Raw genomic sequence first — 13,426 nt, forward strand, 5'->3', positions numbered from 1 at the left:
TCGCTGTCTTCGGGGTAGTGGTGTGTCTTGATCCCAAACTGCGGAGCCTCGTTAGCTCTAGGATGTTCGTCCGGTTGTTGGCGGCTTGCCTTCTGTGGGCTAGCGGGACCTTGGTCTCTGGACTAGCGCAGGGGAACGGCCTTTCGGTCTTGGTCGAGGGGGTCCTTCGGCCCATGGTGGTGGGGTTCGCGGCGATCGCAATGGCGGGCGTAATCAATTCGCCGGCACGGAGGCCGTTGCGCCGCCTGGTCGTAGCGCTTAGCCTCGCAGGCTTTCTCGGCTACTCATTGCAACCATCAACTTTTGCGCGCGATGAGGTCTGGAAATTCGGCGTCGGTCTCGCGGTAACCTTTCTCGTCGTGGGACTCATGTCGAACTTTCGACCGCGAAGCTTTGCTGTTGCCCTTCTGGCGTTAGGCGTGGCGCACTTCCTTTTGGCATATCGGTCGTTAGCTTTAATCTGCGCTGCTGCCGCGTTTGCAGTTTTTCTAATGGTGCGCCACCGAGAGATAGATCGCCGAGCCGATCAAGCTGCCAAGAGATCTAGCTGGCGTCTTGCTGCCCTAGCGACGTTTACCGTTGTGTCGGCGGTGTCGATTGTTTCTCAATACGACCAACTCGCCACATCCGGATACCTGGGGGACAAGCAGCAGCAAAAGGCAATGGCGCTTACTAGCGACACCGGGTCGTCGCTTCTTACAGGTCGCGTCGAATGGCTGGTCAGCGTTTATTCAATTGGCGAGTCTCCGGTGCTCGGGAATGGCACAGGCCTACCGCCTCCCAGAGACGCCGTGGTCTCCGCGTACCACCAGTATCAAGAATGGGGTCTAACGACTGTGGCGACTGCTATTATTTCGGACCCGCCTGCGTATCACTCACAGATTCTTGGCAGCTTGGCCGAGAATGGGGTAGCGGCTATCCCATTTTGGGTCCTGTTTGGGTGGTTGGCCTGGCGTGCCTTTTCAACGGGTTTGATCGATCGGCTGAGTGCCAGCGAGTTGAACGTTGCAATTTTTCTGATGACTCTAACTGCATGGAACTCTCTGTTTAGCCCGTTTGGCTCGGGGCATCGGCTTCTTTTAGCGATCATATTTGGGGTTTTCATCGCCCTCGAGAATCAACGCGAAAGGGGATGTCGTGCCGCTTCCTGAAGTCACAGTTGTCACAATCTCATTTAACCAAGCACAGTTTCTTCCGAGACTTCTTGATAGTATTCATCGGAATCAAGAATGCGAGTTTGAGCATATTGTAGTCGACCCCGGCTCAAATGACGGTTCTAGAGAGTTGCTGCAGTCATACGAGTCCTCGTCGCTGCGCCTTATTTTCGAAGATGATGACGGCCCGGCTAACGGACTGAATAACGGGTTCGAGGGTGTGGGGACCGAATATGTCACCTATTTGAATGCTGACGACGCATACGCTCCTGGGGGCCTCGACACCTTAGTGCAGCACGGCGCGACAGGTGCCGACGTGGTAGTGGGGAATGGTTGGTTGATCGACGAGCGGGATCGCCCGGTCAAGCCGTTGTTCAGCGACCGTTTCTCGCCCTTCAGGTCAGCCGCTGGCTTCGGGACAATTGTTCAGCAGTCCACCCTGTACCGTACGAGTTCTTTGCCTGGACCGCGACCTTTCAATGAACAGTCCCGTTATACTTGGGATGTTGATTTACTTTGCGCCCTCAGTTCCTGTTCATTCGCCTACATCCCCGAGGTGGTCGCATACTTTCGGCTGTACGAGGGAACGGTAACAGGAACACCCGAGAACCGTGACGCGATTGCAGACGAACGGCGCAAACTCATGGTCGGTCAATTGGGTAAGGAACGTGAAGCGTTGGCTCGAGTTGTCAAGCCTGGAGCCAGGGCCGTGAAACGATTGAGAACCATTAAACGGGAGCGACTAGATCGCCCCACGTTCCCGGGTTGGGGTGAAACGAATGACCAAGCGCGTGGTTCTTTCTAACGGGTTCGGTCAGTTTCATCTAGCCATTCTTGGCCGGTTGCTTGAGCGTAACGGAATGCTTGAAGCGTTTTTGACCGGGACATACTTGAACCCGAGGCAGGCCCGCTTGGCAGCCCTGCTGGGAGCCCGCGGCCGGCGGGCCAGTGAGCGCAGTGTGGGCATCCCCGATGACTTGGTAACTGCGATGAATGCGGCCGAGGGGCTCCATCAGGTTGCTCACGTGCTCGCAAAGCGTTTGGGAGATGGTTACTTTCACAAGTTCGAGGCGCAATCTTTCAAGAGTTATTCGCGATCTGCAGATCGCGTCCTTGGCGGACTTGACGGGAAATGCGATACCAGCCGAATCTACCATTTCCGGGCGGGGTTCGGGGGTGATTCAGTCGTCGCCGCAAGGAACCGCGGAATGTTAACGGTGTGTGACCATTCGATTGCGGACCCCCGCGAGTTGGCAATTGTTCTCAACGACCCATTGTTGCCTGGGCGGGGAATCTGGCCTTCGGTTTTGCGTGACATAGAGACTGCAGATCGTGTTCTCGTGAATTCTGGCTATGTCCGCGAATCTCTTGTGGCGCACGGGGTTAGCTTGGATCGCATATTCGTGGCCCATACGCCAGTGGAAATGGATTTGCTTCGGCACTTTGAGGTGCCCGAGCGTTCTGAGAATGCTCGGGTATCCGTTCTTTTCGCAGGTACTCTGGAATATCGAAAGGGTGTCGACACCTATCTTTCCGCGGCACGGGCAATGGGCGAGTCGGGGCTTGAGTGGGGGCTGGTCGGAGACTGGAGTGCCGGAGCAGAGCAAGGCGCTGCAGTTCCAAGCTTTATGACGCATCGTGGGAAGTTGCCGCGCAGGCTTTTGATGAAGACGTTGGCTTCCACGGACGTTTTCGTTTTTCCGTCTCGAGCTGAGGGGTCTGCGCGCATAGTTGCTGAGGCGCTCGCGGCGGGCTGCTGGGTTGTGACGACCAGAGAGGCCGGTTCGGTCGTTCGTGACGGCGTTGACGGGCAGATTGTTTCGGCAAATGACCCAGACGCTGTTCGTAGGGCCATATCTATGTATGTCAAGTCGCCGAGCTTGCGTCTGGCGAAGCGTAGGCGGGAGTCTGCCGCATATGCCCAGGCGTCTTTGAGTGAGGACGCCTACCTGGGGTCGGTCGTGTCGGCCTACGAAACTTCAGTTTGACGGTGCATATGTAGGCCCGTCGTGTGCGGAGGGCGAATGTCGGTCGAAGATGCGCACGCCGGCCTGTCGGCAGGTTATCCTCGGCTAGGTCAACTATTTCAAGGAGCGAAGGCTTTATGCGGGCACTCATCACGGGTATCACGGGGCAGGACGGTTCTTATCTTGCTGAGCTTCTGCTCGGTAAAGGTTATGAAGTTCACGGACTAATTCGGAGGGCCTCGACTTTCAATACCGGTCGCATTGATCACCTGTATCAGGACCCCCATGCAGATGGTGCAAAGTTGTTTCTGCATTACGGGGATCTCTCGGATGGGGCTCGCTTGGTGACACTCTTGCATGAGATCAATCCGGACGAGGTGTACAACCTGGGCGCTCAGTCCCATGTCCGTGTGAGTTTCGACGAGCCCGAACACACGGGAGACACCACTGGTATTGGCGCGATGCGACTCCTCGAGGCCGTTCGCCTCGCCGGGGTCAATTGCAAGTACTACCAGGCGTCGAGCTCGGAGATGTTCGGGGCTACCCCGCCGCCGCAGAACGAGGAGACACCCTTCTATCCGCGGTCGCCCTACGGGGCTGCCAAGGTGTACGCCTATTGGGTAACCCGGAACTACCGCGAGGGGTATGGGATGTTCGCCACCAATGGCATCCTTTTCAACCACGAGTCGCCCCGACGGGGCGAGACGTTCGTGACTCGCAAGATCACACGAGCGGTCGCGCGGATCAAGGCCGGCCTCGACCAGCACGTCTACCTCGGCAACCTCGACGCGATTCGCGACTGGGGCTACGCACCCGAGTACGTCGAGGGGATGTGGCGGATGCTGCAGGCCGATGAGCCGGACGACTTCGTGCTGGCCACCGGCGGCAACTTCACGGTGCGCGACTTCGTCGTGACCGCCTTCGAGCACGCCGGGATGGACTGGGAGAAGTACGTCCGGTTCGACGAGCGCTACCTGCGGCCGACCGAGGTCGACGCCCTGGTGGGCGATGCTTCGAAGGCTCACGAGAAGCTCGGCTGGAAGGCCGAGGTGCAGACCGACGAGCTGGCTCGCATCATGGTGGACGCCGACATCGAGGCGCTTGAGCACGAGGGCCGGCCCTGGTACGACAAGGTCGGCCTTCCGAACTGGCCTGTCGTCGGCGCGCCCGGGATCACTGGTGTCTGAGGCCAGCAGCGTCGGCCCCCTGGACCGCTCGGCACGCACCTACATCGCCGGCCACCGAGGTCTCGTGGGGTCCGCCATCTGGCGACGGATGGAGGCGGCGGGGTTCGAATCGCTGGTTGGCCGTTCGTCGAGCGAGCTCGACCTGCGCGACCGCAACGCGGTCTTCGAGTTCTTCGCAGCCGAGCAGCCGCAGCACGTCGTGCTCGCGGCGGCCAAGGTGGGTGGGATCCTCGCCAACAGCACCTACCCGGTCGACTTCCTCTCCGAGAATCTACGCATCCAGACCAACGTCATGGACGCGGCGCTGGAGACGGGCGTCGAGCGTCTGCTGTTCCTCGGGTCCTCCTGCATTTACCCCAAGCTGGCGCCGCAGCCCATCACCGAGGACTCGCTGCTCACCGGCCATCTCGAACCCACGAACGACGCCTACGCCATCGCCAAGATCGCTGGCATCCTCGGGGTCCAGGCTGTGCGGAAGCAGCACGGCCTGCCTTGGATCTCGGCGATGCCCACGAACCTCTACGGACCGGGCGACAACTTCTCGCCGACCGGGAGCCACGTGCTGCCGGCCCTGATCCGCCGCTATGACGAGACAGTGCGCTCGGGGACTGACCGGGTCACCAACTGGGGGACAGGCTCGCCGCGGCGCGAGTTCCTGCACGTCGACGACATGGCCGACGCCTGCCTCTTCCTGCTCGACCACTACGACGGTCCGGAGCAGGTCAACGTCGGCACCGGCAAGGACACCACCATCAGAGAGATCGCCGAGACTATCGCCGAGGTGACCGGATTCGCCGGCACGACCGAATGGGACACCTCGAAGCCGGATGGCACGCCGCAGAAGCTGCTGGACGTCACCAAGCTGCGTGAGGCCGGCTGGGAGGCACAGATCGGGCTCCGCGAAGGGCTCGAGTCCACGGTGCGATGGTACCGCGACAACGCCGATCGGCTCCGCGAGGCCGGCTGAGTTGCAGCCGCACCAACGAGAAGAGGCCGCCGGCTGAGCGCTGGCGGCCTCTCTTCGTGCCGAGCGCAGGTCAGTAGGCCCCGCGGCTGCTCACGACAGCGCTGAGGGTCTTCGTCAGGATCGAGACGTCCTGCAGCATCGACCAGTTGTCGACGTAGTAGAGGTCGAGCCTGATCGCCTCGTTCCAGGACAGGTCGGAACGCCCCGAGACCTGCCACAGGCCGGTCATCCCGGGGCGCACGTGCAGGCGGCGGCTGGCGTCGTCGTCGTACGTCTCGACCTCGCTGGGCAGTGGGGGGCGCGGGCCGACCAGGCTCATGTCTCCGCGCAGCACGTTGAAGAGCTGGGGCAGCTCGTCGATCGAGAAGCGTCGGAGCCACTTGCCGGGGCCGGTGATGCGCGGGTCGTCCTTGAGCTTGAAGAGGCCGCTGTCGTGGCCGGACTCCTCGCGCAGCTGCGCCAGCCGTACTTCGGCGTCGATCACCATGGTGCGAAACTTCAGGCAGCTGAAGTTCTGCCCGTCCTTGCCGACGCGGGTCTGGCGGAAGAAGACCGGGCCACGGTCGTGCAGCTTGACCCGCAACGAGGCCGCGACGAAGAGCGGTGTGAAGGCGAGGATGAGGGCTGAGGACCCCAGCAGGTCGAAGGTGCGCTTGCCCCAGCGCGACGCGTCCAACCACGTGGGCGGCTCGATGTGCATCAGCGGCAGACCGCCGACGGGTCGGATCTTGATGCGCTCGTTGGAGATGTCGGTGACGCTCGGCGCGATCACGACCTGGATCGACTCGTGCTCGAGGTCCCAGACCGCCTGGCGGAACTGCGACGACGAGCCGACGGCGCCGCCGGCGAAGAAGATCGAGTCGGCGTTGTAGGCCTTCGCCAGGGTCGTGGCCTCGTTGGCGTTGCCGACCACCGGCACCCCGGTGGCGGTCTCCTCGCTGAGGTCGTACTCGGGGGTCAGCGCGCCGATGACCTCGTAGCCCAGCCAGGGCTCACGGCCCAGCACCCGGGCGACCTCGTCGATGTGGGAGCGCGAGCCGGCGATGAGCACCCGGTGGCGGAGCAGGCCGCGGCGCCGCGCGCTGTGCAACGCACGGCGCAACGCCATCCGGCCCAGGATGAGGGCTGGAACACCGAATCCGTAGGCTAGGAGGAAGAAACCGCGAGACAGGTCGAAGCGGGCTAGGTAGCAGGCGACACCGGTGAAACCGGCCGCCAGAAGACTGGCGTCAAGGACTCGGCGGTACTCGTCGGTGCCGGCGCCAAAAACGTCGCGGTGGTAACCGCCGAGAAGAGCGATCGTAACGATCCAGCCCACGATCATGAGGGGACCAGCAACGACGAGCTGGTCCTCGACCTGGGCCGATGAGGCGAAGACATCAAGCTCGCGTCGTCCGACGATGGCGACAAGACCTACGACGGCCATCAAGGCGGCATCGATGAGCAGCGCCGAGGCCGGCAGGTAGCGGAGCATGCGACTGGGGGTGGCGGTCGCGACGGACTGTGTGTGCTCGGACGTGGTAGTCACGCCAACTCCCCATGCTGCTGTTGAAACGACGGCTGATCGCCGGAGACGCGCTGACTTTACTCGCTTCGGCGCGGCGGTGCATATCGCGGAGATGAACCGGATGTAAATTGCGCGACCACTCTGGACCGGCCACCGTGTGGACCTTGGAGGGCCGGGAAGCCGGTGCGCCGTACGCTCACCGCCGTGAGCGAGGAGACCCCCGACCTGCTGGTGACCCGGACCGACGGTGTGGTGGAGGTGACCTTCGACCGGCCGCACCGCCACAATGCCTTCACCCGCGACATGTACGCGGCGCTGAAGGACCTCTGCGCCGAGCTGCGCGAGAGCGCCGACGTGCGGGTCCTGGTCCTGCGCGGGGCCGGCGGTCGGGCGTTCGCGGCCGGCAACGAGATCTCCGACTTTCTCGAGCAGGACCCGGTCGCCTACGAGGACTGGATCCGCGAGCTGCTCGAGTCGCTCTTCGCTCTGCCCCAGGTGACCATTGCCGCGATCGACGGCGTCTGCGTCGGTGGGGGACTGGCCGTGGCCACACACTGCGACCTGCGGATCGCCTCGGCCGGCTCCCGCTTCGGTTACCCGATCGCCCGCACCCTCGGCAACGCCCTGGCCGCCTCCATCGTCTACCGCTGCGCCACGGTCTTCGGGGAGCCGATCACGCGCGAGATGCTGCTGGCCTCCCGGCTCGTCGGCGCCGACCGGGCGTACGCGGTGGGCGCGTTGATGGCCGTGACCGAGGACCTGGACGCCGAGCTCACCATCCTCCTCGACGGGCTGCGTGCTGCCTCGCCCGTGACGCTGCGGGCCACCAAGGGCCAGCTGCTCGACCGCGCTCGCCGGCTCGAGGCCTCGCCCGCCGGCGACACCGACCTGCTGCGCGAGGTCTACACGGGCCCCGACTTCGCAGAGGGCGTGCGCGCGTTCCTGGCCAAGGATAAGCCGGCCTTCGGCTCCTGAGCCGGCCGGTCACCCCACCCTGCGCGATGTGGCAAAGAACCACCCTGAGACAGTAGGGCCGCGTCGACGCGCCGGTCGGCGTGCAGCCCTGGGGGATGGAGTAGGCCCATGCGAGTCCTGATCGGTGCTCAGAGCAACGACGACGTCAGTGACGACGACCTGACGAACCTCTACGCAGCCGAGGCGAGCGCGGCGAAGCCGTGGATGCGCTGCAACATGGTCAGCACCGTCGACGGCTCCGCGACTGGTGCGGCAGGTGACTCCGGTTCGATCAACAACGACGCCGACGGCCGGGTCTTCCGGGTGCTGCGCGGCCTCGCCGACGTGATCGTCGTGGGCGCCGGCACCGCCAAGGCCGAGGCCTACGGGCCCGCCGACGTGCCGATCGTGCTGGTCAGCCGCAAGGCGCAGGTGCCCGAGTCGCTGCGTGACGCGCCCGCCGGCTCGGTCTACCTGGCCACCTGCTCGCGCTCCGACGGCGTCGACGCCGCCCGCGAGATGCTCGGCGAGGAGCACGTGCTGACGCTCGGGTCACACCGCGTCGACCTGGCGCTGCTGAAGAAGGAACTCGCCGACCGCGGCTGGGTGCACCAGCTCTGCGAGGGCGGCCCGCACCTGCTGCGCGACCTGGTCTTCCAGGGCTGCGTCGACGAGCTGACCGCCACCACCGTGCCGCAGATCGTGGGCGGTGGCTATGGCCGGATCACCGAGGGTGCGCCGGTCGAGACTGAGCTCGACCTGACCCTTCTCCTCGAGGACCACGGCACACTGCTCGGACGCTGGCGCGTCAAGAACTGATCAAGCACACTGACGATCGGCTCCGGACGGTCCTCGGGGGAGCCACCACCTCGACGAGACGGACCTCATGACTCGCTCCCGCCTGGCCGTGCTGGCCGCCACTGCGTTGGCCGCCGGCTTGTTGCCCGCACTCTCCACCACCGGCTCCGCCGTTGCTGCGCCCACCACCCTGCGCTCCACGGCCGACGGTGACGACATCTTCTCGGTCCTGCCCGACTTCGAGCCCAGCGGCGACCGGGTGCGCGTCGAGGCCGAGGACTTCGCCGCGGTGCGCATCGACCTGCGGGCCGCGCGGGCCGCGCTGACCAGCGCGCCCAAGCGGGCCGCCGCACGCGGCGAGGTCTTCGAGCTGCCAACCCCCGAGGGCGAGGCCGAGCGCTTCCGCGTGCATCGCACCACCGTGATGGAGTCGGCACTGGCCGCCGCGCACCCCGAGCTGCGCAGCTACGCCGGGCAGTCGCTCGACACCCCTGGGCGCAGCGTCGTGCTCGACGTGACCCCGCTGGGCCTGCACGCCTCGGTGCGTGGACCTGGCGGCGACTACCTGGTCGACCCGGCGTACGACAAGGCCGGCACGACCGCCCACCTGAGCTACTACGCCAAGGACGCTGCCACCCCGGTGCCCGACCTGCTCGAGCAGGAGGAGCCGCGCGAGATCGCGCCGCGCATCGGCACCGACAACGCCGACCCCGAGGCCGGCGAGCTGGTCACCCGGCGCACCTACCGGATCGCGATCGCCAACGACCCGTCGTACGCGGACTACTTCGGCACCGACAACGTCCTGGCCGAGAAGTTCACGCTGATCAACCGGGTCAACCAGGTCTACAACGACGACCTCGGCATCCGGATGGTGCTCATCGACGACACCGAGGGCCTGAACTTCGACACCGAGGCCAAGGCCCAGGGCGCCGACGGGCCGTGCGGCTCCGCGCCCTGCTTCGACCCGCCGGTCGGGGACGACCCGGAGGCCGACGACTACGTGCCCGGGATGCTCGAGTTCTGCAGTCCCGGTGCGCTGGGCCGGATGCGCACCGTGCTCGGCCAGGTCGTCGGCGCCGACGCCTACGACGTGGGCCACCTGGTGCTCGGCGTCAACGGCGGCGGTGTCGCCTACCTCGGCGTCGTGGGCCAGGACTATTCCTCGGGCGGTTGCACCGGCCTACCCGAGCCGCGCGGCGACTTCTTCGCCATCGACTACGTGGCCCACGAGATCGGCCACCAGTTCGCGGCCAACCACACGTTCAACGGCACCCAGGGCGCGTGCGGCGGCAACATCGCCGACGCCTCCGTCGAGCCCGGCTCCGGCTCGTCGGTGATGGCCTACGCCGGCATCTGCGGAACCGACGACCTGCAGCCGCACACCGACCCTTACTTCTCGCAGCTCACCGTCGAGGAGGTCACCTCGTTCGTGACCGAGCGGGTGCGCAGCGGCTACGAGGTGCAGACGGTCTCGCTGCGGGGCTTCGACAGCCCGGGCGACAGCCTCGAGATCAGCTTCGGCGACGAGTCGCGCACCGTGACCCGTGGCGAGAACTACAACCGCGCCGGAGTCGAGGCGGCCGTCGAGGCCGTCACCGACGTGGACGTGCGGATCGCTCGTTGGGGCTACGACGCCTACGGCGACTTCAGCCAGGCCATCGCCAACCCCGGTGTGCCCAGCGAAGCCGGCTTCCAGGTGATCTTCAACGACGAGCTCGACCCCTTCGGCAGCGGCAACGGCGAGCGCAAGAACTACACCTCGCTGGCCGTGACCGGCAGCGCGGGTGTGACCGCCTTCGTCGGCGAGACCGCCAAGGGCGGCCCCGCTGCCAACCGGGGCGACCAGATCGCGGTGACCGCCAACCACAAGCCGGTCGTCAAGGCCGGGCGCAACCGGGTCATCCCGGCACGCACCCCCTTCGAGCTCTCCGGACGGGCCACCGACGAGGACGGCGACGACCTGACCTTCCTGTGGGAGCAGGACAACACCGGCCTGGGCACCGCCCTGACCAGCAACCGCAAGATCTTCGGCCCGCTCTTCCGGGTCTTCAGCGACAACGCGGTCGTCACCGACGAGGCGGCCCTGCTCAGCCCCTCACCCGGCCAGAACAGCGCCGACAGCAGCGCCAAGCGCAGCTTCCCCGACCTGCGCCAGGTGATGCGGGGCGCCACCAACGCCAAGACGGGGTCCTGCCCGACGCCTCGGATCGACACTGAGGAGGAGGAAGAGGCCAAGACCGTCATCGTCACCGACCGTGAGCTGGACTGCTTCTCGGAGTTCCTGCCCACCCGCGACTACCGCGGCACCGCGTCGGAGAACAACCACAAGCTCGTCTTCCGCCTCACCGCCCGCGACGGCTTCACCGAGGGCGGCGGCAGCTCCTACGACGACGTCAAGCTGCGGATGAAGAAGAAGGCCGGACCGTTCCTGGTCAAGACCCAGGACGACGGCCGGACCCTCCAGGGCGGCAAGAAGGTGCGCGTGGCGTGGGACGTCGCTCGCACCCGCTCGCTGGCCAAGAACGTGCGCGTCAAGCTCACCACCGACGGTGGCGAGACCTGGAGCAACGTCGCTCGCAAGACGAAGAACGACGGTGCTGTGCGGGTCCGGCTGCCGAAGGTCACCTCGGACGACGCGTGGTTCAAGATCGAGGCGCTCGGCAACATCTTCTACGACACCAATGACGAGGCGTTCTCGATCAAGTAGGTCTGCCCGGGGTCCGTGGGTGAGGTCGGCGCCTTGCTCACGGGGTCTCGGCTGGCGCTCCTCGCTGCTCGACCAACGGTGGGGGCGTTTGCCTACCCTGGAGGAGTGAGCACCTCGACCTCGACCCGCACCTCCACCTGGCCGACCGCTGCCGTGGCATCGATCGGGTTCGTGGCGCTGCTGTGGGTCGTGGAGATCGCCGACCAGCTCACACCGGGCGCGACGCTCGACGACAACGGCATCCGCCCGCGCACCGACGAGGGCCTCGTCGGGGTGCTGCTGGCACCCCTGCTGCACGGCGGCTGGCCGCACCTGGTCAGCAACTCCGGCCTCGCGCTGCTGCTGCTCTTCCTGGTGCTGGTCGGCGACGTCCGGCGCGGGCTGCTGGCCACCGGCATCGTGTGGGTCGTGGCCGGCCTGGGCACCTGGCTGATCGCCGGTGCCGGCACCAGCCACATCGGCGCCTCCGGGCTGGTCTTCGGCTGGCTGACCTACCTCGTGCTGCGCGGCTTCTTCGCCCGACGACCCGGACAGATCGTGCTCGGCATCGTGCTGTTCCTGATGTACGGCTCGATCCTGTGGGGAGTGCTGCCCGGCCAGCCCGGCCTCTCCTGGCAGGGGCACCTCTTCGGCGCCGTCGGCGGCGTGCTGGCCGCCCGAGCGCTCGCCGAGCGCCGATCTCGCCCGGCCTGAGGTCTGACTAGGCGGGGACCGACACGATCTTGCTGTCGATGGTCCGGACGACCTGGGGGTCGAGGTCGACGACGCCGTGGTCGGCGCGGGCATGGGCGCCCACCTCAGCCATCAGCTGCTCGCGCGAGGTGGAGGTGAAGCGGGACGTGCAGCCGGGCATGACGTCGCCGCAGGCGAGGGAGAACTTCATGAGCGTGATCCTTCCGAGGGTGATCAGGTAGTGGGGAGGGTACTGGGTGCCAGGGGGACGTGGACCCAGAAGTGGGTGTGCCCGTCGTCCTGCTCGACACCGATGGAGCCGCCCTGCGCCACGGCCAGGGCTCGCGCGAGGTAGAGCCCGATGGTGATGCCGGTGGCGTCGTCGTTGGCGTCGAAGGGCTCGAAGAGCAGCTGCAGCTGCGACGGCGGGATCGGCGGGCCGGTGCGGACCACGCGCAGCTCCTGCCACGGCCCCACCTCGGAGACCTCGAGCACCACGCTCCCCGGGTCGGGAGGCAGGTGGGCTGCCGCCCAGAGGTCGCGCAGCACCAGCCGCATCAGCTCGGGGTCGACCGCCAGCGGGCCGGGCGTCTGCGTGGGTGCGGCCGGCGCAGGGCTCAGGCCCTCGGTGAGGTCGGCCAGCTCCACCGGCTCCACGTTGGCCCGCAGCCGCCCCAACGACGCGGTCGCCAGGAGCTAGACGTCGCGGCTGCGCTCGGCGAGCCGGTGCAGCGCTGCGTCGAGCTTCTCCACGGTGCGCGCCATCATCGACGGCGGGACGTCGCCCTCGGCCAGCAACGCGACCCAGCCCTGGGCCGTGGTCAGCGGCGTACGGGTCTCGTGCGCGAACGCGGCCAGGAACCGGTCACGGTGCGCGGCCGCGTCGGCGACCGGGGTGTTGGTGACCTGGGCGCTCCCGGCGTCGACGAAGGCGCGCACCCACCGGTGCAGCACCGCCACGTCGACCGACGAGCGTCGCGCGACCTCGGACGCCGGGTCGCCGCCGAGGACGGCCAGCACCGCCTCGACCCGGGAGTCCGGCGCCGCGTCGCCCCGGACAAGCCTCGGTCTGTCCATCACTCGGCCCTCGAACTGATCATGGAGCATGATGGCGCGCCGGCAGCCGGGCGCCGGCACCGGCCGGCTCCCCTCTGCATCGAGCGCCCGGCCGACTCAGTCGGGGCGGGCCATCCGGATCCCCTCGGCGACGGCGCCGATCGTCCCGACGAAGAAGCCGGCGGCGAGCAGGACGCCGCCGACGACCACGATGGCGGTGTCGCCGTCATCGGCGTTGACCCACGTGGCGAGCCCGCCCGCGACCAGCCCGAGACCGACCACGATGTAGAGGAGTGCACCGACGTCCCACTCCTTGGCTGTGCCGGTGCTGCGCCAGTCGAGGTCGGTGTCGCCGCAGACCGGGCAGGTCTCGGCCCTGTCGGGCGCCTCGTGACCGCGGGAGCACTGCCAGGACCAGTTCGACGCCATGGGAGGACTCCAGCGGACGTCCTGGTCT

The 13,426-nt window shown here is 66.3% G+C and carries 14 protein-coding genes; 9 read left to right on the forward strand and 5 right to left on the reverse strand.

Going from position 1 to position 13,426, the window contains the following annotated elements:
- The first annotated feature begins 173 nt into the window (after positions 1-173).
- The 5 genes from ABKW28_RS11070 (at position 174) to ABKW28_RS11090 (ending at position 5,275) form a co-directional block, all read left to right on the forward strand.
- On the forward strand, positions 174-1,151 hold the full coding sequence (locus ABKW28_RS11070) for a hypothetical protein (protein WP_348609353.1): 978 nt from the start codon (positions 174-176) through the stop codon (positions 1,149-1,151).
- Positions 1,138-1,959, forward strand: coding sequence for a glycosyltransferase (locus tag ABKW28_RS11075; RefSeq protein ID WP_348609356.1), 822 nt, complete (start codon positions 1,138-1,140; stop codon positions 1,957-1,959). The genes ABKW28_RS11070 and ABKW28_RS11075 overlap by 14 nt, the downstream gene beginning before the upstream one ends.
- Positions 1,934-3,142 carry a glycosyltransferase gene (locus ABKW28_RS11080; RefSeq protein ID WP_348609358.1) on the forward strand — a complete coding sequence of 403 codons (1,209 nt, stop codon included), beginning with the start codon at positions 1,934-1,936 and terminating at the stop codon, positions 3,140-3,142. Before ABKW28_RS11075 ends, ABKW28_RS11080 begins: the two co-directional genes overlap by 26 nt.
- Positions 3,143-3,258: 116 nt before the next feature.
- On the forward strand, positions 3,259-4,308 hold the full coding sequence (gene gmd / locus ABKW28_RS11085) for a GDP-mannose 4,6-dehydratase (RefSeq protein WP_348609361.1): 1,050 nt from the start codon (positions 3,259-3,261) through the stop codon (positions 4,306-4,308).
- On the forward strand, positions 4,301-5,275 hold the full coding sequence (locus ABKW28_RS11090; RefSeq protein WP_348609363.1) for a GDP-L-fucose synthase: 975 nt from the start codon (positions 4,301-4,303) through the stop codon (positions 5,273-5,275). Before gmd ends, ABKW28_RS11090 begins: the two co-directional genes overlap by 8 nt.
- Before the next feature lie 70 nt (positions 5,276-5,345).
- On the opposite strand, the gene ABKW28_RS11095 is transcribed toward ABKW28_RS11090, so the two are convergent.
- Positions 5,346-6,749: a sugar transferase gene (locus ABKW28_RS11095; protein ID WP_348609365.1), complete on the reverse strand. Its 1,404-nt coding sequence runs from the start codon at positions 6,747-6,749 to the stop codon at positions 5,346-5,348.
- A 237-nt stretch (positions 6,750-6,986) separates the two neighbouring features.
- On the opposite strand from ABKW28_RS11095, the gene ABKW28_RS11100 reads away from it, so the two are divergent.
- From ABKW28_RS11100 to ABKW28_RS11115, 4 genes are all read left to right on the forward strand, one after another.
- Positions 6,987-7,757: an enoyl-CoA hydratase-related protein gene (locus tag ABKW28_RS11100; protein ID WP_348609368.1), complete on the forward strand. Its 771-nt coding sequence runs from the start codon at positions 6,987-6,989 to the stop codon at positions 7,755-7,757.
- A gap of 108 nt (positions 7,758-7,865) precedes the next feature.
- Positions 7,866-8,555 carry a dihydrofolate reductase family protein gene (locus ABKW28_RS11105; protein ID WP_348609370.1) on the forward strand — a complete coding sequence of 230 codons (690 nt, stop codon included), beginning with the start codon at positions 7,866-7,868 and terminating at the stop codon, positions 8,553-8,555.
- A gap of 67 nt (positions 8,556-8,622) precedes the next feature.
- A complete protein-coding gene (locus ABKW28_RS11110; RefSeq protein WP_348609372.1) occupies positions 8,623-11,241 on the forward strand; it encodes a reprolysin-like metallopeptidase in 2,619 nt (872 codons plus the stop codon).
- A 105-nt stretch (positions 11,242-11,346) separates the two neighbouring features.
- Positions 11,347-11,934: a rhomboid family intramembrane serine protease gene (locus tag ABKW28_RS11115; protein ID WP_348609377.1), complete on the forward strand. Its 588-nt coding sequence runs from the start codon at positions 11,347-11,349 to the stop codon at positions 11,932-11,934.
- A 7-nt stretch (positions 11,935-11,941) separates the two neighbouring features.
- Here ABKW28_RS11115 and ABKW28_RS11120 read toward each other — a convergent pair whose 3' ends face one another.
- From ABKW28_RS11120 to ABKW28_RS11135, 4 genes are all read right to left on the reverse strand, one after another.
- Entirely contained in the window at positions 11,942-12,124 is a 183-nt protein-coding gene (locus ABKW28_RS11120; protein ID WP_193670697.1) for a DUF1059 domain-containing protein, read from the reverse strand.
- Positions 12,125-12,147: 23 nt separating this feature from the next.
- A complete protein-coding gene (locus tag ABKW28_RS11125) occupies positions 12,148-12,561 on the reverse strand; it encodes an ATP-binding protein (protein WP_348609380.1) in 414 nt (137 codons plus the stop codon).
- 48 nt (positions 12,562-12,609) lie between these two features.
- A complete protein-coding gene (locus ABKW28_RS11130) occupies positions 12,610-12,990 on the reverse strand; it encodes a histidine kinase dimerization/phospho-acceptor domain-containing protein (protein WP_348609382.1) in 381 nt (126 codons plus the stop codon).
- A 96-nt stretch (positions 12,991-13,086) separates the two neighbouring features.
- A complete protein-coding gene (locus tag ABKW28_RS11135) occupies positions 13,087-13,398 on the reverse strand; it encodes a hypothetical protein (RefSeq protein WP_348609385.1) in 312 nt (103 codons plus the stop codon).
- Positions 13,399-13,426 lie beyond the last annotated feature (28 nt).

Origin of the sequence: Nocardioides sp. 31GB23, assembly GCF_040012395.1 — a bacterium.
In the GTDB taxonomy this organism is placed as follows: Bacteria; Actinomycetota; Actinomycetes; order Propionibacteriales; family Nocardioidaceae; genus Nocardioides; species Nocardioides salarius.

What these genes read in the sequence shown, in the direction of transcription:
- ABKW28_RS11135 (WP_348609385.1), bottom strand. Translation starts at nt 13,398, where the DNA reads ATGGCGTCGAACTGGTCCTGGCAGTGCTCCCGCGGTCACGAGGCGCCC.
- ABKW28_RS11130 (WP_348609382.1), bottom strand. Translation starts at nt 12,990, where the DNA reads ATGGACAGACCGAGGCTTGTCCGGGGCGACGCGGCGCCGGACTCCCGG.
- ABKW28_RS11095 (WP_348609365.1), bottom strand. Translation starts at nt 6,749, where the DNA reads ATGCTCCGCTACCTGCCGGCCTCGGCGCTGCTCATCGATGCCGCCTTG.
- ABKW28_RS11080 (WP_348609358.1), top strand. Translation starts at nt 1,934, where the DNA reads ATGACCAAGCGCGTGGTTCTTTCTAACGGGTTCGGTCAGTTTCATCTA.
- ABKW28_RS11105 (WP_348609370.1), top strand. Translation starts at nt 7,866, where the DNA reads ATGCGAGTCCTGATCGGTGCTCAGAGCAACGACGACGTCAGTGACGAC.
- gmd (WP_348609361.1), top strand. Translation starts at nt 3,259, where the DNA reads ATGCGGGCACTCATCACGGGTATCACGGGGCAGGACGGTTCTTATCTT.
- ABKW28_RS11120 (WP_193670697.1), bottom strand. Translation starts at nt 12,124, where the DNA reads ATGAAGTTCTCCCTCGCCTGCGGCGACGTCATGCCCGGCTGCACGTCC.
- ABKW28_RS11110 (WP_348609372.1), top strand. Translation starts at nt 8,623, where the DNA reads ATGACTCGCTCCCGCCTGGCCGTGCTGGCCGCCACTGCGTTGGCCGCC.
- ABKW28_RS11070 (WP_348609353.1), top strand. Translation starts at nt 174, where the DNA reads ATGGTGGTGGGGTTCGCGGCGATCGCAATGGCGGGCGTAATCAATTCG.